This is a genomic window from Leptospiraceae bacterium (assembly GCA_025059995.1).
Taxonomy (GTDB): Bacteria; Spirochaetota; Leptospiria; order Leptospirales; family Leptonemataceae; genus SKYB61.
Genome location: JANXCF010000002.1, coordinates 213911 through 233060, shown reverse-complemented (window position 1 = coordinate 233060; position 19150 = coordinate 213911). Strand labels below are relative to the sequence as shown.

The window sequence follows — 19150 nt, the reverse complement described above, 5'->3', positions numbered from 1 at the left end:
GCTCCGTCCCAAAATCATTGAATCCATGAATTTTGTTTCAATCAAATCATTCAAGAAAACTCTCAAATGTATGACGATTAAAAATCAATGGGCTTCCGCCCAGTTATCACCAATACCCACATCAACTTTCAAAGGAACCTTTAGCTTAATAGCATTTTCCATGTGGTTTTTTGCCATGGCTATTAAGTCTTCTATTTCTTCTTCTTTTGCTTCGAACACTAATTCGTCATGGACTTGCAAAACCAATTTCGATTGGAATTTTTTTCTCTTTAGCTCTTTGTGGATTTGGATCATGGCAAGCTTGATGATATCCGCACTTGTCCCTTGAATGGGGGTATTGATGGCTATTCTTTGGGCAGCTTCTTTGAGTTTTTTGTTTTGAGATGTAATATTGGGTATATATCTTCTTCTTCCCAATAGAGTTTCTACATAACCAAATTTTTCTGCAAATTCAATTACTTTGTTCATATATCTTTGAACACCCGGAAAACTTTTATGAAACTTTTCTATCAATTCCTTTGCTTCTTCGGGCTCAATACCTAAATTCTGAGAAACCCCATAGGGAGTTGCACCATAAATGATGGAAAAATTCAATGTCTTGGCTTTACTCCTCATGTCCGAAGTGATTTGTTCTCTACTGACACCAAACAAATACTGAGCTGTGTTTAAATGGATATCATCTCCTCGTTCAAAAGCCTGAATCAAACGTTCATCTTCTGAATAATGTGCCAAAATACGAAGCTCAATTTGAGAATAATCCAAAGAAACTATTTTATAACCCTTTTCGGGGATGAAAGCTTTACGTATAGCTCTTCCCTCTTCTTCTTTTATGGGAATGTTTTGTAGATTTGGATTGCTGGATGATAGACGTCCTGTTGCAGTGCTTGTCTGAGAAAAGTGCGTATGGATTCTTTTGGTTTTTGGATTTATGAGTTGCGGCAAAACATCTATATAAGTATTTTTTAATTTCACCAACTTTCGATATTGTAAAAGATACTCAATCATCGGATGTAAATAACGTAAACTCTCTAATACACTTTGATCAGTGGAAAATCCTGTTTTGGTTTTTCGTTGGACAGGGAGTTTCATCTTTTCAAACAGAATTGTTTGTAGTTCTTTGGTGGAGTTGATATTGAACTCTACACCAGCTTCATTATAAATCATCTTTATTAAGTTTTGGATTTTTAGTTCATACTCATTTGATAAAAATCTTAAATAATCTGTATCAATTTTTACTCCATATAACTCCATCACTGAAAGAACTTCCACTAAGGGGACTTCTACTTCGTAAAAAATCTTCTCCAATTGATTTTCTTTTAATTTTTGTTGAAAGATTTTATACAAACGAAAGGTGATATCCGCATCCTCACAAGAGTATAGATATACTTTTTCAGGATCGATTTTGTCCAAAGTTTTTTGTTTTTTCCCTTCCCCTGCAATTTCTTTGTATTTGATTGTTTCGTAGTTCAAATATTCCATGGCTAAGTCATCTAAGTTATGTTGTCGAATCGTGGGATTTGATAAATAGCTTGCTAACATGGTATCAAAGTGTATTTCAGGCAACACAATGCCTTTATGGTATAAGACTTTGTAATCAAACTTGATATTCTGCCCTATCCATTGAATGGGACGATCCATTAATTTTTGTAAGTAATACTTAGCTACATCGAGTGGTATTCCTTTTTCTGAAAATAAAGAATCTCCTTCTATAATCGAAATGTAGTAGGATTCTTTTTCTTCCCCACAAAGTGAAATTCCCACTAATTTCGCATCAAAAGGATCTAAAGAAGAAGTCTCAGCATCTATAACTAATTGAGAATAAGTTTGGATTTTTTCTATGTGTTTTTTAAGTTCTTCTTCGTTGGAAATGAAATAATACGATACTTCATCTTTTTGGAATTTTTGAGTTTTTTTTGTAGAAGGCTCCCAAAAAGAAAACAAATCATCAGCTGGGATCGATGGTTTTGATTTTTCTTTTTCAAACTCTTTAAGAAGATCTTTATAGATTTGCTGGAATCCTTCTTTTCGAAAGAGCGATAAAACTTCATGAGAAAGATAATTCGGCACTTTTAGTTCTTCTTCTGTTATATGATTGATTTCAGATATGTTTTTGTTTAACTTTACTAATTCCTTAGATAAAAAAACGTCACTTTTACTTTGCATGAGTTTTTCTCTAATACTTGGCTTTAATTCATCTAAGTGTTCGTATATATTTTCAATCGTTGAATATTTTTGGATAAGCTCACTTGCTATCTTTGGTCCGATTCCTTTTGCTCCAGGAACATTATCGGATTCATCACCCACCAATGCCATGTAATCCACGACTTGTTCGGGCAAAATCCCATATTCATCTTTGAGGATTTCTACTGTAAATTCCACAAACTCCGAAACTCCCTTTTTGCCTCTTAGCATTTTTACGTTTGAATCCAAGAGCTGAAAGCAATCCTTATCTCCCGTAAAAAGCAAGATATAATATTTACTTTTAAACTTTTCTACCAAAGTAGCAATAATATCGTCGGCTTCAAAGCCATTCACAAGAATGATGGGAAAACCAATTTTTTTCAAAAAATCCTTAATCATCTCGACTTGGTAAATGAGGTCCTCTGGCATGGGTTTTCGATGGGATTTGTATTCCTGATAAATTTGATGACGAAATGTTTTTTCAATGGAATCCCAAGTGATTGCTATATATTTAGGTTTATAGTCATTTAGGATTTTAAATAACATTCGAAAAAAACCATAAACAGCCCACGTAGGAGTTTGATCCAAATTTCGAAAGTTTTGCTGTATCAAAGCATAGTAAGCACGATATGCTAATGCATGTGCATCTATGATCACCAAATCAGCCGATGTTATTTCTTTTTTTGGAGTTCCTTTTTTGTTATGTTGTTTTTGACTCATAGACTGATTTCAGCTTTTACTAAATCGATATCTATAGAGTGAATTTGAAAACCTAATTTTTCACAAACCTTTATCATAGGGATATTTTCTTTCAGAATGATGCCATAGACGGTTTTCTTTTTTTCTTTTCTTGCAATATCTAATAGTTTTTCTAATAGTTTTGTTCCAATTCCCATTCCTTGATAAGCATCAGAAATCAAAATAGCAAATTCTGATTCGTCTCTGTAAGGATGATGAGAAAGCCTTCCTATTCCTAAAATCTTAGAATTTTCTCGATCCAAAGCTATGATGGCAATTTCTCTATCAAAATCCAAAAAACAAATTCTAACTAATCTTTCATGTTTAATGCGATGTTTTAATTCTAAAGGTTGCATATATCGATGATATACACTTCGTTCTGATAAACTTTGATGAAATTCTATCACCAAAGGTTCATCCTCGGGAAGAATGGGGCGAAAAAGCACTGATAAACCATTTTTCAAGGTAGTGATTTCAATATATTGTTTGGGATAAGGACGTATCACAGGAAGAACATAATTTTTCAAAAATTGATTGGGATGATAAATTTTCAATATTGGCGATAAAACTCGAAATCCATCTACAGAAAAATCAATTGTAAATTCAAATTCACAAACTTGAGGAAATTCCAAAACAAAATTACTAATTATGATTAATATGGTTTGCAAAGCTTCCAAGTTTGATTCATGAAATTTAACATATTTAAAATTTGTTGAAGTTTCAAACATTCTTTTCACGAGGGTGGTATTCAATGGTGGTAATCCTAAAGCTTTGATGGGAATTTTCGCTTTCTCATCCAAATCCACTTGGAGATAAATAATAGGTCCCATAATCCTTTCTACGAATGAACCAACTTTGACTTTTAATTCTTTGTATTCAGAAAATTTCTCTAAGACTTCGATGATTCCCAAAGATTGTATTACTTTCATGCTTTCTTCTTCAGAAAAAGTAATCTCTTCAGTAGGAACATTAAAGCTTTTTTCTTCTACTTGATGAAAGATTTGAAATATTGTTAAGTAATCATAAGTTTCTTTTGATAGAGGTTCTGGCGTTTCGTAAAGAGCTCGTATCGAAACATAATAACGATACATGTAGTGAAAAATCTTTACTGCTTGATCCGGAAAATCAAAAACAGGTATATTTGCATTGCGGATTTTTTCCAAACTATCTTCGATAAAAATTCCCCCCACTAAACTTATTAAAAAAGGTTTTTTGATGGTAGTTTTAATGGTTATGATTTGATGGATCAAATCCTGAAAATCCAAAATAGAAGAAGGAGCTAAAATCAATAAAATCCCATCAACTACGGGATCCTCATTCAATATTTTGATAACTTCGATAAAATCTTTGCTTAAGCTATTTGGCGGAAGCATCAAAGGATTTTCTATGACTTTGATACTTGTTCTTTTTTTGATTTGTTCTTTTGTTTCTTTACTGAACTCAACAAACGAACCGTAGTGTTCCAAATATTTATCCATGGCAAGAAAGGTAAGCCCACTTCCATTCGAGATAATTGCCAAATGATGATTGGTGGGTATCATTTGTTCTGAAAGAACCTCAGCCATGAAAAATAAATCTTCAACGGTCTCAACTCGTAAAATCCCACAGCGATGAAAGGCAGCGTTTAAAACTTCTTCATCAATGGGATGACCACTTCTTCTTCTAATAAGACTCTGGGTTTGAGGAAACTTTCCACTACGTAAAACAACAATCGGTTTACTCAACGAAATCTCCCGAGCCGCGGAGAGAAAATTTTTTGGATTCTTGATTGTTTCTAAATATAGAATCATGCTTTTGGTATGAGGATCATGTCCAAAGTAATCAATCAATTCCCCGAAATCCACATCAATCGAAGATCCCAAAGAAACAAAACCACTAAAGCCAATTTTTCTTTGGATGGACCAATCCAAAATAGAACTTCCTATAGAACCACTTTGAGTTAAAAAAGCAATATTCCCTTTGTTAAATTCAAAGGAAAGTATACTACCATTAAAGTTCGTATAGGGAGAAATAATTCCAATCGAATTAGGACCAAGAACACGAATATTTTCTTTCCGAAGGGTTTCTAAAAAAGTTTCTTTGAGTTTACTATAAACGAGACTATCATCTCGAAAACCGAAAGAAATCAGCATTATGGCTTGGATTTTATGTTTGTTCCTCAAACATTCTTGAAGACATGTGAAGGCATAAGGATAATCTTCCGTGATAATCACCAAATCAATGGGTTCTGACACATCATCCAGAGAAGCATGAGTTTTAATACCCAAAACATTGGTTTCGTCAGGATTAATGGGATAAATCACCCCACCAAAAGGATTTTGGATTAGATTCAAAAGGACTTGTTTGGAGACTCCTTCATTTTTGGCATATAAAATCGCTATACTTTCAGGATAAAAAAAGGGAACTAAACTTTTCACGTATGCATTTTTAAAGATTTGTTTCTTCATGCTTTAGGTTTCGATAAAACCCAAGCCTATTTTCTTTCAAATCAAAATTTTCTCAAAACAAAAACATAAGGTTTTGAATGAGGTTTCGATCCATTTGTTTTTTTATGTATTCATACTGAGGGGATTGACTTCCGTACTTTAGCTTCACGTATTGTAGCAAATTTTTATATTTGTTTCTTCGGTATTCCAAAATGACTTCTTCTGAGGTATTTGATTTTATAGATGCTTGTTCTAATCTTTGATAACAATAAGCTAATATTTTGTAGGGTGGTGGTTCTTCTTTGTGGGATTCTTTCAGTTGAAAATACTCTTCAATCAGAGGTATTACTCCCGAAATGTCGTTCAAAGAAAGTTGAGTCAACACAAAATGCCGAATGAGGTTACTTTTTAGGTGGATATAGTAATCTGTTTTGATTACCTTTGGGGATTGGATCTTTTCTAATTCTTCCAATCCTTTGATGATATAGATTTTGGATTTTTGGTAAGCTTGAGCCATGATTTCATTTTGCTTTTTTCTGATTTTTTCTTCTTTTTCGTGAATCTGCCATGGATATTGTTCGGGGTAATGCTGGAATTGTTTTGGCACTAATTCTTTTTCTTGTCTTGCCGTTTTTATGATTTTGATTGAAAGATCAAAATATTCTTTGGCTTTTTTTAGATTTTGTTCGTTCTTTTTCGCATCCATTCGATCCAAAATTTGGAGTTCGGGGAATTGACTCGGGATTTCGTAATCTCGCCATTGGATTTCTGTTTCTTCTCGAACTTCTGTATCTGGGATATGCACCTCTGTGTCGGGTTTTTTTTCTAAACTCTGAGCTTGTATTACAGAAACAAACAGTAAAAAAATTAAACCAATGATTCTTATCATTTTGATTCCATCTAAAAAAATGCTTCTTTTTGTAAATTTTTTTTAGTCTTTTCGACAAAAGTTATGAAAAATCAAACTTTTGTGTTATCAAAATTCTCTACTCTTGAGAAACTTTTGAAAAAAAACGAACCTATGGAATTCGAAGGTGTAGAGTATCAAGATACTATCTTGCATTTTTCCAATACTTCTCTTCTAAAAGTCATAGAAGAATTTTCTACCCCCCTTTACGTTTATTCTGAAGGGGTTTTAGCATCAAGGATCCAATCCTACCTTGATGGTGCTCGGAATCACCCGGTCATTTTGTGCTACTCTGTAAAAGCCAATTCGAATTTGAGTCTCTTGAAGATCATCAAAGATTATGGATTGGGAGCTGACATCGTAAGTGGTGGGGAGCTCTATAAATGTAAAATCGCCAATGTTCCATCGAATAAAATTGTGTTTTCGGGAGTTGGCAAAAGTAAAGAAGAAATTTCTTTTGCCCTCAAAGAAAACATTTTACTTTTCAGTGTAGAATCACCGAGCGAACTTATTGTGATTAACGAAATCGCAAAAGAGCTACAAACCACGGCACCTATAAATATTCGAGTCAATCCTGACATCGATCCGCAAACTCACCCCTACATATCAACAGGATTAAAAGAAAACAAGTTTGGGATTTCTCATGTAGAATTCGAACATGTTCTAAAACAAGCATTAGCGTTAAAGCACATCGAAGTCATGGGATTAGGATACCACATAGGCTCACAGATAGTAAATCTCAACGCCAAAATCGAAGCTCTACAACGTTCAAAAGAATTAATAAAAATCTTCAACAAATACAAAAAACTCATGTATTTTGACATAGGAGGTGGTTTAGGAATCCGCTACAAAGACGAAAATCCTCCAACCCCAAAAGAATATTTAGAAACTTTACTTACTCAACTTCCTTGGAAAGAAATCCCTCATGCCACAATTTTAGTAGAACCAGGAAGAAGTATTGTGGGACCAGCTGGCATGTTTTTAACCAAAATTCAATACATCAAAAAAAACTACGACAAGATATTCTACATAGTAGATGGAGCTATGAATGATCTCATACGTCCAACATTGTATTCTGCTTACCATACTATTCTTCCCGTTCGGCAAAACAAAACTTCTTTGATGAATGTTGATGTCGTAGGTCCGATATGCGAAACTGGGGATTTTTTTGCACGGGATCGGATCCTACCTCAACTAAAAGAAGGTGAGTATTTAGCCATCCTCACAACGGGTGCTTATGGTTTCTCAATGGCATCCCAATATAATAGCCGACCACGACCAGCAGAGGTCCTTATACGTAAGGACGGAACCATCAAGCTCATCAGAGAAAAAGAAACTTATGAGGACCTAATCGCAAAAGAAATCCACTTGATGTGATTTATAACTCATTGTTCGAAAGAAAAGTTTTGTTGGATTTTTCTAAATCATTTAATAACATAGAGCGAATTTGCTTTTTGAATTTTTTGATTACTTGTACTTTATTAGAATCATCAATTTCATAAAACTTGTTCACCAAGGCTGAAAGAAGCATTTGGATAGAACCAAAAAATACTAACGTAAATATTTTTGGTTCAATGAATGAATAAATTTCTTTTTTTTGTTTTCCCTCCTCTATGATTGCAGAGATCTTGTTGATAATTCGTTCTCCGATCAATTTTTCTTTGTTTATGCGAGGTTCTTTTATGACTTCATTGATAAGAAGTTGAATGATTTCTTTGCTTGCTAAATAAGTATCAAAGATATAATCGCTAATCTTTGCTAACTTTTCTAATGTATGAATACCTTCGGTGTTTATTCTTTCTATTTTTTCAGAAAACTTTTTTGTGACCTCATCCACAATCTTTTGCATGATATTTTCTTTTGAACCGAAATAGTGATAAACTAATCCGTAGGCAACTCCAGCTTCTTTGGCAATATCAGAAATCCGAGTGTTATGATAGCCTTGTTCAGCAATGACCTTGATGGCTGCTTGGAATATCTTTCTTTCACTCCTTTCTCGTTTGTTTTTTGTTGTTCTTTCTTTTATTTGGATATTACTCATAATTTATTATATTTGATTTAACTCAAAATTGATTTTAATGTCAACTAAAATCAAAAAAGAATCCTTGCTTTGCAAATAAAATTCGAAATGACAAAAACAATGCCATTTCTTCTTTGAACCTATGGATTCTGTTGTTGTGGGTGTGATTGGTGGTTCCGGTTTCTACCAAATAGAAGAGATTGAAATCATCAAAGAATACTATCCCGATACACCATGGGGCAAACCCTCGGATGTTATCTTCATTGGAAAGTACCAAGATATTTTGATTGCGTTTTTATCACGACATGGACGAGGTCACGTTTACAATCCCACAGAAGTTCCTTATCGAGCCAATATTGCTGCTATGAAATCTTTAGGAGTTGAGCATATCATTGCTTTTTCTGCTGTGGGTTCTCTTCGAGAAGAAATAAAGCCAAGGGATTTTGTTCTTCCTCATCAAATTATCGATCGAACTAAGGGAATACGTCCCAGCACCTTTTTCGAAAATGGCGTTGTTGGACACATCATGTTCGCTGATCCCTTTTCTCATTCATTGGCAGAAGTGATTTATGCCTATAGACATATTCTTGATGTAAATATGCACATTAACAAAACGCTAATTTGCATGGAAGGACCTGCTTTTTCTACAAGAGCTGAATCCCATCTTTATCGGAGTTGGGGAGCTGATATCATCAACATGAGTGTTCTACCAGAAGCGAAATTGGCAAGAGAGGCAGAAATCTCATACCAAATGGTTTGTATGTCAACGGACTACGATTGCTGGAAGGAAGATGAAGAAGCTGTAAGTGTAGAGATGGTGATAGAAAATCTCCACCGAAACACAGAAAACGCAAAAAAACTTCTAAAAGCTATCCTCCCTGATGTTGTGAAACTTCCTAACCCCTACAGGGGAACCGTGGAAAAGGCAATCATAACTTCTAAGGAAAAACGAAATCCAGAACAACTTCAAAAATTAAGATTTCTTTTTCCTGATTTATAATTCTTTGGAAGCCCTATCTAAGAACTTTTTTTCTTCACTCGTCAAAGAATTCATTCCTTGTTTTGAAATTTTCTCTAAAATGCGATCCAACTCTTCTTTCATTTCAATGCGTCGGAGGATCTCTTGACGTTTTTTCTCCAATCTTCGTTTTTTCTTGAATTCTTCGATTCGGTTTTTGAGTCTTTGTAAGGGACTTTCTTTTTCATGGGATTCATCATAAAAAATCCTCGATACCTGAGAGCTGCTTCTGGTTGAGTAATGGCGATTTTCTTGTCGAAGTCTGCCAGCTTTTACCGTGTAAAGCAAATACAAAGAAGCGCTAATCACTCCACCGATATTCAATAAAAAATGATTTGTAGAACCCAAAGCTAAAAAGATAAAGAGAATCAAAGCCACCCATTTCATTTTCAAAGGAATCACGAAGAAAAACAAAACCTGACGATTAGGGAACAAAATCGCATATGCCAAAAGGAGAGCGGAAATCCCCGCCGTTGCAGAATAAGCAATCATTCCGGGAAGAAAAAAACCCACCAAAAAGATCATCAATGCCCCACCAAAAATAGAAATAAAAAAGTATCGATAAAAGTTTTTAGTCCCCCAAAGTAATTCCAATTCAGAACCAAAACTCCACAGAAGGAGCATTTCGAAAATAAAGCTGATAAAACCCCCAATGCTTATGGGATAAACGAAAAAATGAGTAAAAAACGCTATCCAGTGAATCTCACCCCCGACAACCACTAAAGAATAAAAATATGGCAAAGAAAAAATGGTTGCCAATACTTGTAAGATAAAGGTAATGGAAAATAGAATCAATAAACGAAAGATGCCATCAGTAAGTGTTGGATATCGCACCTCATATTGATATGTTTGCATACTTCAAAGAAGGTCGAGGATGAAAAATAGTCAAGTTAATAATTATCAAGAAATTGCAAAAAGCAAAGTTTTGAAATTTCACAAAATACTTTTGGTTTTTATCACCATCATCGTAGGGATCTCTTTTGGATTGGTCTTGTCTGAGGTTGATGATAGGGATTTGTTTTTACTCAAAGCATATCAACCATCAAAGCCAACTATACTTTATGATCGTTATGGAAAACCTTTTGCTGAACTATTCATCCACAAGTTTGAGCTCACTCCTTTAGAAAGAGTTCCACCAACAGTCTTGAAGACTTTTCTTATCGTAGAAGATGATCAATTCTATCATCATATAGGTTTTGATATTCCGGGAATTTTTCGTGCATTTGTCAAAAACGTGATGGCTGGTCGTATCGTGCAAGGGGGTTCTACTCTCACCCAACAAGTAGCAAAACTCCTCTATTTGAACTACTATAAAGAAAGAAAAAGAACTTACACCCAGAAATTCAAAGAACTAATTTTAGCCCTAAAGTTAGAACAAAATCTTTCCAAAGATGAAATCTTAGAACTATATCTCAACTTAGTGTATTTCGGTCATGGATGTGAAGGACTTAGTTGTGCCTCAAGAATTTATTTCAATAAAAGGGTTGAAGATCTGACCATAGGAGAAGCGGCTCTTTTATCACGACTCCCTAAATCACCCATTGAATTTTCTCCGTATAAATTTCCTGAAAATGCAAGAGAGCAACACCAGTTTGTATTAAATCGTTTAGCCGACGAGGGAATGATTTCAGAAGAAATAGCTCAAAAAATCTTTCATCAATTCTGGGACAAGTATTGGGGAAGCTTCATTACGAATTCTCCTTCCACAAATGTACGAGCAGATCGACTCAATTTAGCTCCTTACTTCACAAATTACGTTGAAACCATTTTGAAAAACGAACCAAGTATAGGATATGAAAAACTCTACGGAGGTGGACTCAAAGTCTATACTACTCTTGACTTAGACTTACAATTAATATCCCAAGAAGAAATGCTACAAACCCTAAAGAGTGCTGATGAGGTTGGAAGAGCTCATGCTTTAGCGGATGGGAAAAGCGGAGTGGATTTAGAACTATTTGACATTTATGAAATTTTATCAAACATCCTTCCTATTGGAAAACCCAAAATCAGTGAACCAACCAATAAGCAAATTTTAGAATCCTATATCGAAGAAAACTTACTAGATAGTTTAGAAGGTCTGACTTTATTTTTACCCTTACAAAATGAAAACTCTGCCTTCACGGAAATCCGAAAAAGAACCTTAGGATTTTCACACAATTTACAAGTAGAAGGTGCCCTTATAAGCATTGATCCTTCCACTGGTGGAATCCGAGCAATGATTGGTGGAAGAGAATTTTCTCCAACAAATCAGTTTAATCGTGCACTTTTCGCCTTAAGACAACCTGGAAGCGCTTTTAAAATCTTTGTCTATGGTTCTGCTATTGAGAATCGAATGATCAATTCCATGTCTGTATTGAGTGATACACCTATGCAAATTATTTTCGATGATGGAACGGTATGGACCCCAACAAATTACGAAGGAAGTTATTATGGATTAGTTCCTGCTACCTTTGCATTTGCTTATTCACTGAATACATGTGCGGTGGATCTTTACAATAAAACTGGTCCGAAACCCATCATTGAATTTGCTCAAAAACTCATGAAGATTACCAACCCTTATCGTCTAAAAGCTGAACCATCACTTTCTTTAGGAGCAAGTGAAATTACACCAAAAGAATTGGCAGTAGCAACCGCAATCATCGCCAATGAAGGGAAAGATGTGATTCCTTACGCTATTCGATATGTGGTTGATGAAAACAATCAAATCATCTATAGCCAAGAAGAGCTCGTAAAACAAAATATCGCACAAAAAGTTCGAACAGGAGAAATCCAAGTAATCTCCGAAGGAACAGCTTTTATCATGAGAAAAATGATGGAAGCCGCCGTCCAAAAAGGAACCCTTACTTCTGGCATACGTGGTCAAAACTTCAAAGGAGATTTTGCAGGAAAAACGGGAACCACATCAAGCTGGTCCGATGCTTGGGTGACGGCATTTAATCCTGAGTTCGTATTTACCCTTTGGTTTGGCTTTGATCGTTCTACTATCACGTTGGGACATGGTCAAGCTGGTGGAAGTGTAGCAGCTCCCACATTAGGACGTATCATGCGTAGATATTACGAAAAAACAAAAAAACCTCTCCCTGAATTTTCCAAAGAAATTCCCGAAGAAGTAGAAACTTTTGAGTGCGGCTATCGATTGAAACCAATAATAAAAGACAATCTTCTTGTTACAGCACCAAATGATTATTCTTGCTACATGTCAGGAAAAATCAAAGATCAAAGAGAAATCTTGATGGAAGAATTAGGAATCACCCCCGAAGAACTCGGTATTGGAGAAAAAAAGAAAATGAGATTTAATGATTAAAAGGAGAACTTATGAAAAGTAAACAAATAGGTCAAGATAAATTAAACACAGAAATGGCAAAAATTTACTTAGAGACTTTAGAAAAACCCAAAAAGCTCGATGTAGGTGAACCAACTTATATCATAGTCAAAGACACAAAGGACTCAGAATATGTCTTTGTAGAATCCGAAATTGGCTCAGGCGTAATCCCCAGAAATCAACTGGTTGATTCCCAACAAAAAATCCAAGTCAATGTAGAAGAAACGTTATTAGCATTCTACATGGGAAACAAAGGCGGTGAGCATTACTTTACTACCATTCCTGTAGCTCCTTATTCAAAAATCATTTTTGAAAAAGCAAAGGCAAACCAAATTCCCCTAAAAGGAACCATCGAAGAAGTTTTAGAACAAGGTTATTTCGTCCGAATAGGAGATGAACTCGCTTTTTGTCCCAAATCCAAAATGCCTGTGAAAGCCTCAAAAGGAATGCAATTTCTTTTTATTGTTTTAGAGAAAGGAAAAGAAAACTATGTAGTATCCCATTCTGATTACTTACAAATCCAAAAAGATCAATACAAAAAAGAATTAATGGAAAAACTAAAATTAGGTTCGGTGGTTTTTGGAAAGATCACAAAGATCACAAAAAGTGGAGCTACAATAGATTTAGGTTTTGGGTTTGAGGCATTTTTGCCTCTAAAAGAAATCACCTACAAAAAAATCGAAACCCCATCAGAAGTATTCAAAACGGGCGAAGAAATCCGCGCCAAAGTAATCCAAATAGACTGGAAGGAAGACAAAATCTTACTTTCCACAAAAGAACTCGAAAAAAACCCATGGCTGGGCGAACTTCCCTTCAAAGTTGGAGACATTGTAGATGCAAAAATTCTGAACGTAAAAAAACAAGGAATTCTGGTTCTTCTTCCAGAGAAGTTTTCTGGCTTCATCCCGACAAAAGAGCTGAATATTACAAAACAAAACGATATTTTTAAAGTTTTCCAAAAAGAGCAAATCATCAAAGCTATGATTACCAAGATAGACAAAGAAAACCAAAAAATTACTCTTTCTTTAAAAGCATTGGATGCCTACTACGAAGATCTGGAATACAAAAAATTCATGCAAAACGCAAAAGAAGAAGAAGTGTCATTGGGTTCCATTTTATTTTCTGAAAAAAATTCTACATAGCAGTTCTTAAAAGAATTTTCTTTTGTTCTTCTAAGTTTTTTAGCTGCTGTTCGTTCATTCGAAGCACTTCTTGGTATTGTTTGATCATCTCTTCTGTAAGTTCATCTTGAAGTTCTTGCAAAACATATTTTAACAATTCTATTCTATCCTCGATGGGCTTTTTTTGGTATTGGTAGTATTCTTCGATTTCTTGTGCTGTAGCACTACGAATAGAAACTTTAGATTGGATTTCCAGCATTCTGCGCTTATAATCTTCTTCTACTTTTTTTTCTTCAGGAGTCATGCGTCTGGGGATTAAAGAGTTATTGGGAAACTTCTGACGAAGTCGATCGAAGGCTTCCATTTGCTCATCGGTATAAGGAAGACCTGTTTGAGGATTAATGGGATTTCCTTCACTTACTTTTTCCAAGATTTCAGGTTCTTCTTCGTCCGATGGAGTTTCTTCACCAACGGCTTGATCTTTTACCCCTTCCTTCCAGAATTCTGTATCGTAAAGAGATTGCTGTTTTTTTGTTCTTTCAAAAGTTCCTTTGGATTCCCTTGAAGATCCACCAAAAAGCAAAGCCAGTGCCTCTTTGTCTTCGCTGATTTTTTCTTCGGGTGAGGGTTGGGAATACAAAATCCATATCAATACAAAAAACGAAAATCCCAAAAAAGCCAACGTGGATTTTTTAGTTTTCATGATTAAATAATTTTTTTTCTTCTTTAGAAAAAGCAATTGTTTATTTTTTTCTCAATAGATACAAACCCACTCCTTCTTTTTGAGGATCATACTCATCCAAAAGATAGAAATCATAAATGTATTTTTCTTCGATGATTTCTGTATTTTGGAATAATTCTAATAAATACGCTCTCGCAAATGTTCGAAAAGCATTGAAATATATTCGATTTTCTCTTCCCACTAAAGTACTCAAAAATAAGTATCCTTTTTTCTTTATAACACGTATGAGTTCTTGAATTGCTTTTTCACTTCCTTGAGGATCAAGATCATCACCATATCTTCCCAAACCTACATGCTCAATCACACACAAAGAAGAAATGGTTTCTACATATTCATCAGGAAAAGGTAAATTCACAATAGAACCTTTCAAGAAATAAAAATTTGGAAGACTCACACCCCTTGGAGGTCGAATATCTATGAAAGTCACAGGAATATTTTGGGAGATAATCCCCATCGTCATAAGGGAACTTCCCACATCATAATGATGAGAAGGTTTGATTCGAAAAATATGATAAGCAAACCAGGTATCTTGGTAAAAAAATACAGGATCAACAGGAGTATAATCCAACTTCTCATTAAGTTCAGGATACAAAATGATTTTTTCTTCTGAGGGATGAAGTTTCAAAAATGTCTGTAAATCTTGTAGATAAATCCTAACTCTCTTCAAAAACGTAAAAGGCTGGAAACGAAAAAAACGATATATACCTCTTCCCAAAAATCGAAGGGATTCTCTATAAGAAATGTTTTTGTAAACATTCATTATGTTTTTTTATAAATAGAATACTTTAAAGGCTTAAAGGGACTTGTAATTCCAATCAAATTTTCTGACAATCCCAGAACAAGATATCCATTTCGTTTCGTAAAATGATAAATTTTATTTATGATCTCTTCTCTTTCGGATTGATCAAAATAAATCAAAACATTTCGCAAAAAGACAATATCAAATTCCTTTGTGAAAGGATAAGGTGATAAAACATTCAAAATGCGAAAGTAAACAAAACTTCTTACTTGTGGTTTGACGATATAAAAATCTTCTGAGGAATGATACTGAAAAAAACCATGTAATATATTTTTTTTTGATTTCACATAAGACATCTTCCAGCTCTCATAGGTTCCCTTGATGGCTTTTTGTATGTTTTCTTTGGAAACATCGGTTGCTAAAACTTTGAACTTTTCGTTTGATAAATCAGGTTTTTCTAACAAAGCAGAAATTACGATGCTATAGGCTTCTTCTCCTGTGGAACATCCATTCGACCAAATGTGTAAGTATTCTTGCTGGTTGTAAAAATTTCGGATATACCAACGCACAAAAGCAAAATGTATCGGATCACGAAAAAAAAACGTATAATTCGTAACTAATGATTGAACAAGTAAATTCTTTACTTCCCCCGTTTTGTCTTTTAGAACTGCTTCATAAAATTCTTCATATGTTTTGTAGGCACGATCCTCTCCGATATATTTTGCCAATCGATTTTCTACCAAATATTTTTTTTCTTTCAATTCAATCCCAGTAAGCTCATAGAAAACCTTTTTCAATTTACGAAAAGTAGAGTCTTTGAGCTTGACTTCCATTAAAAAATAATAACATCTTTTGTGGTAAATCGGGATTGAATTTCTTGTTTTAATTCAGGAACTTGATATTTATCACAAAGATTGAGTAAGATTTTTAATTCTTTTTCTGTATTGATTCGTTTGCTATAGTTTTCTATTATTTTTCGGACTAAGATTTGATAATCTTCTTCGCGAAAGATAATTTCTTGCATTTGTTTTAAGTTTATTTCGTATTCTTTGTGAACTTCTTTTAAATACTCACTGAAATTATTTACAGCTCCCTTTTCAACTATGATAGATTGATAGTGATTAAAAATTTCAATTAACATATTTTTGCTTTCATTTAGAGCTTCTCTTGTTTTTATAATGGTGGATTCATTTAATTGATGGAAATCCGAAAATTCCTTTTGGATTTTTGAATAGACATTTTCTATATCGTTAATAATACTATTTTCTTTCTGAATTTCTTCCAAGTGATATTGAACTTCTTGTTTTATTTTATTATTGTTGTTATTGATTTCTTCTCGAATTTTTTGAGAGAATGTTTGTATTTTCTCCGTGAAATTTTGTAGTTCCTGTGCCAAAACATCAAACACTTTGTTGGATCCTCCTCGATTTGCTTCAATGGAAAGATTCAAAGAAAGCATCTTCATCCGCTCAGCTATATCTTGAATGTTTTTTACTAATTCTAAATTCTTTTCATAATCTTTTGAAATTGACTCTGTAAAAGTTATGTTTTTTTGTTGGAAGTTTTTTATAAACTCAAAGAAATTCAGCATTTTTTGGTTTTGTTCTAATAGCAAATCACTTGTGATTTTTGAGGTTTCTTGCATTTTTTGGAGTTCTTGATTTAACTCTTCATGACGAAAATTAAAATCACTTGATAAATTATGAACATCAAGGTATAGAGTATTTATATCTGCAAAAAAAGAACGAACATATTCATTAAAAAAATCAATAATAATCTCAATTGCTATGAAAATTAGGTATAACTCTCTATTTGTCAATTTTTCGATTATTCTAATAGTGAGATTTAAATATCCTTCATAGATTTTTTGTATTTTTTCTTCATGTTCTAAATGGCTCCTTAAACTTTCATATACATCTTCATGTTCTATATCTTTTTCTAATTGCTTTAGACTTTCAAATTCTTCCTTGAAGTTCTTAAAAAAATCTTGAGCCACATCTGAGTCTTTTAGCTGATGTAGGCTCGACTCTAATTTCAACAAAATATTTTTATTAGTTAGTTGAGGCTCTTTAATTTTAGACAATAATAATCTCTGTATATCAAACTGAGTTCTGCATATTTTACTATAATTAAACATCAAATACAAAAAAAGCCCTATTGTGATGAGAAATTTAAATAAGACCAATGAATACTGAACTCTATCTGGAACAAAAAAAAGAATAAAAACCATTATCACTTCTAATAAAACTATGATTGTAGCGATTAATAAACTTCTCCGCATAGTTCGAAACTTCATCTAAAAATCCTTAAAATCCTTGAATTCTAAATCTTCTAAAGGAATTTTATCTTCGGGTTTTATATGTATGGTTTTTAATTTTGCTTGAACTGGTTCTTGTTTCTTCACTATTCGTTTTTCTGTTTCGGGAAGTTTCTGGTTGGTTGTTTTTAGTTCCTGTTCGTTTGGTTTTTTTATTAATCTGTTTAATTCATTGATAGTGCCATTTATCTGCATGATTTGAGATTGTAATTCTTCGGCTAAAGAAGCGTTTTCTTCTGAACTCGATGCAATAAATTGAGTGGATTGATTGATTTGAGAAATTGAAGACGTAATTTGCTGAGCTCCTTTTGCTTGTTCTTTGAAAGCCACAACAACTTCATTCAAAAGAACTAAAAGTTTATTAATACTTTCACTCGTTTTATGTAATGCTTCCATTGTTTGCTGCAATTTATCTTGACCTTTTTCTATACTTTCTTGGATTGATAAAATCAAATCCATAGTTTCTTTAGAAGATTCCGCACTTTTTTGAGCTAAGGATTTTACTTGATCTGCAACAACGGCGAATCCTCTTCCTGCATCTCCTGCTCTTGCAGCTTCTACTGCGGCATTAAGTGCCAATATATTTGTTTGAAAAGCTATGTCCTCAATGGCTTTGTTGATTTTGTTGATTTTTTTTGCATTTTCTATAATTTGATTCATCGCTTGTAATAAATCTTGAGAATTTTTCTTGGTAGTTTCTGTGTTTTGCACGGTATCTTCCATAAGAGTTTTTCCTTCATTAACGCTTTTACTGTTGGAATCGATGATGGATTGAAGTTCTTCTATACTTGCTGTGATTTCCTCTACCAAGCTTGCTAATTGACTTGATTGGGACGACAAAACTTGCGAGGATCTACTCACTTGATCTGTTGCCTTTTGAACATAATCCGATGAATCAACTAAACTATGGATTATTTTAGATAAAATATTCGTTAAATTTCTTCCCATCATAATAGAAACCAAAATAATAAATACAAAAATAACAATTGTTAACACCAACAATAATATCATTAAAAAATTACTTTGCTTTAATATTTCCCTAGGCTGATCTTGACCATAGTATTTCACTACATAGTCAACTAATTCATCAACAAGATCAATATATTGTACAGATATTTCAAAATACTTTCCTCTCATTGCATAGCTGCCAATTTGCTCGATGATTTTTTCTCTCTGTTCTTCATCATTTGTTCGAATAGCTTCTTCCATCTTATTATATATTTTGTTTAACTCATTGTGATATTCCTCTTTCACTTTTAATACTTTTTGATAAATCTGATCTTCTTCTTCAGTTCTCACAATAGGATCGTAAATCTTATATGATTTATCCTCAAAGTCTATAGCTTCTTTCAGATTATCCAATCTTCGTTTTAGATCCATGCCACCCGTTTTGTATTCAGCATAAAATGCCAAAATACTACGACGTTGATTCACTACAGCAATTTCAACATCAAAAATACTATGAATAGAAGGAATACTTACATCTGATAATTCTTTTATAGAGTTGTAGAGTTTAAATACAGTAAATCCAGACAAACCTAAAACAACAACAAATCCTAAAAAAACCAGACCAAAAGCCATGATCAATTGTGTTTGAACTGTTTTGTTTTTAAACATAA

At 33.7% G+C, this 19150-nt stretch carries 14 protein-coding genes; 4 read left to right on the top strand and 10 right to left on the bottom strand.

Annotated features, from left to right (window positions below; translation table 11 throughout):
- Nucleotides 1–84: 84 nt before the first annotated feature.
- Genes polA through NZ853_03465 form a run of 3 tightly spaced genes read right to left on the bottom strand, consistent with a single transcriptional unit; the run spans nt 85 to nt 6234 of the window.
- Nucleotides 85–2901, bottom strand: coding sequence for a DNA polymerase I (gene polA / locus NZ853_03475; GenBank protein ID MCS7204734.1), 2817 nt, complete (start codon nt 2899–2901; stop codon nt 85–87).
- Nucleotides 2898–5366, bottom strand: a complete 2469-nt coding sequence (locus NZ853_03470) for a GNAT family N-acetyltransferase (GenBank protein ID MCS7204733.1) — start codon at nt 5364–5366, stop codon at nt 2898–2900. Before NZ853_03470 ends, polA begins: the two co-directional genes overlap by 4 nt.
- A gap of 52 nt (nt 5367–5418) precedes the next feature.
- A complete protein-coding gene (locus NZ853_03465) occupies nt 5419–6234 on the bottom strand; it encodes a hypothetical protein (protein ID MCS7204732.1) in 816 nt (271 codons plus the stop codon).
- Between the two features lie 63 nt (nt 6235–6297).
- Between NZ853_03465 and lysA the strand changes: the two genes are divergently transcribed.
- Nucleotides 6298–7629: a diaminopimelate decarboxylase gene (gene lysA, locus NZ853_03460; GenBank protein ID MCS7204731.1), complete on the top strand. Its 1332-nt coding sequence runs from the start codon at nt 6298–6300 to the stop codon at nt 7627–7629.
- Between the two features lies 1 nt (nt 7630).
- On the opposite strand, the gene NZ853_03455 is transcribed toward lysA, so the two are convergent.
- Nucleotides 7631–8293 carry a TetR/AcrR family transcriptional regulator gene (locus NZ853_03455; GenBank protein MCS7204730.1) on the bottom strand — a complete coding sequence of 221 codons (663 nt, stop codon included), beginning with the start codon at nt 8291–8293 and terminating at the stop codon, nt 7631–7633.
- Nucleotides 8294–8414: 121 nt separating this feature from the next.
- On the opposite strand from NZ853_03455, the gene mtnP reads away from it, so the two are divergent.
- On the top strand, nt 8415–9272 hold the full coding sequence (gene mtnP / locus NZ853_03450; protein MCS7204729.1) for an S-methyl-5'-thioadenosine phosphorylase: 858 nt from the start codon (nt 8415–8417) through the stop codon (nt 9270–9272).
- On the opposite strand, the gene NZ853_03445 is transcribed toward mtnP, so the two are convergent.
- The gene (locus tag NZ853_03445; GenBank protein ID MCS7204728.1) at nt 9267–10145 is read right to left on the bottom strand and encodes a rhomboid family intramembrane serine protease; all 879 of its coding nucleotides are present in this window, start codon (nt 10143–10145) and stop codon (nt 9267–9269) included. The genes mtnP and NZ853_03445 overlap by 6 nt on opposite strands.
- A gap of 19 nt (nt 10146–10164) precedes the next feature.
- Between NZ853_03445 and NZ853_03440 the strand changes: the two genes are divergently transcribed.
- Both NZ853_03440 and NZ853_03435 read left to right on the top strand, forming a co-directional pair.
- Nucleotides 10165–12594 (top strand): transglycosylase domain-containing protein, encoded by a 2430-nt coding sequence (locus NZ853_03440; GenBank protein MCS7204727.1) that lies wholly within the window; start codon nt 10165–10167, stop codon nt 12592–12594.
- An 11-nt stretch (nt 12595–12605) separates the two neighbouring features.
- A complete protein-coding gene (locus tag NZ853_03435) occupies nt 12606–13754 on the top strand; it encodes a S1 RNA-binding domain-containing protein (protein MCS7204726.1) in 1149 nt (382 codons plus the stop codon).
- Here the strand turns inward: NZ853_03435 and NZ853_03430 are convergent.
- From NZ853_03430 to NZ853_03410, 5 genes are read right to left on the bottom strand one after another with little or no spacing between them, the layout of a single operon-like run.
- On the bottom strand, nt 13747–14436 hold the full coding sequence (locus NZ853_03430) for a hypothetical protein (protein ID MCS7204725.1): 690 nt from the start codon (nt 14434–14436) through the stop codon (nt 13747–13749). The two genes, NZ853_03435 and NZ853_03430, sit on opposite strands and share 8 nt — an antisense overlap.
- Before the next feature lie 40 nt (nt 14437–14476).
- Complete coding sequence (locus NZ853_03425; protein MCS7204724.1) at nt 14477–15235, bottom strand: DUF268 domain-containing protein; 759 nt, start codon at nt 15233–15235, stop codon at nt 14477–14479.
- The gene (locus NZ853_03420; protein MCS7204723.1) at nt 15235–16047 is read right to left on the bottom strand and encodes a protein-glutamate O-methyltransferase CheR; all 813 of its coding nucleotides are present in this window, start codon (nt 16045–16047) and stop codon (nt 15235–15237) included. The genes NZ853_03425 and NZ853_03420 overlap by 1 nt, the downstream gene beginning before the upstream one ends.
- Nucleotides 16047–17510: a methyl-accepting chemotaxis protein gene (locus NZ853_03415; protein ID MCS7204722.1), complete on the bottom strand. Its 1464-nt coding sequence runs from the start codon at nt 17508–17510 to the stop codon at nt 16047–16049. The genes NZ853_03420 and NZ853_03415 overlap by 1 nt, the downstream gene beginning before the upstream one ends.
- Nucleotides 17511–19148: a methyl-accepting chemotaxis protein gene (locus NZ853_03410; GenBank protein ID MCS7204721.1), complete on the bottom strand. Its 1638-nt coding sequence runs from the start codon at nt 19146–19148 to the stop codon at nt 17511–17513.
- Nucleotides 19149–19150: the final 2 nt, after the last annotated feature.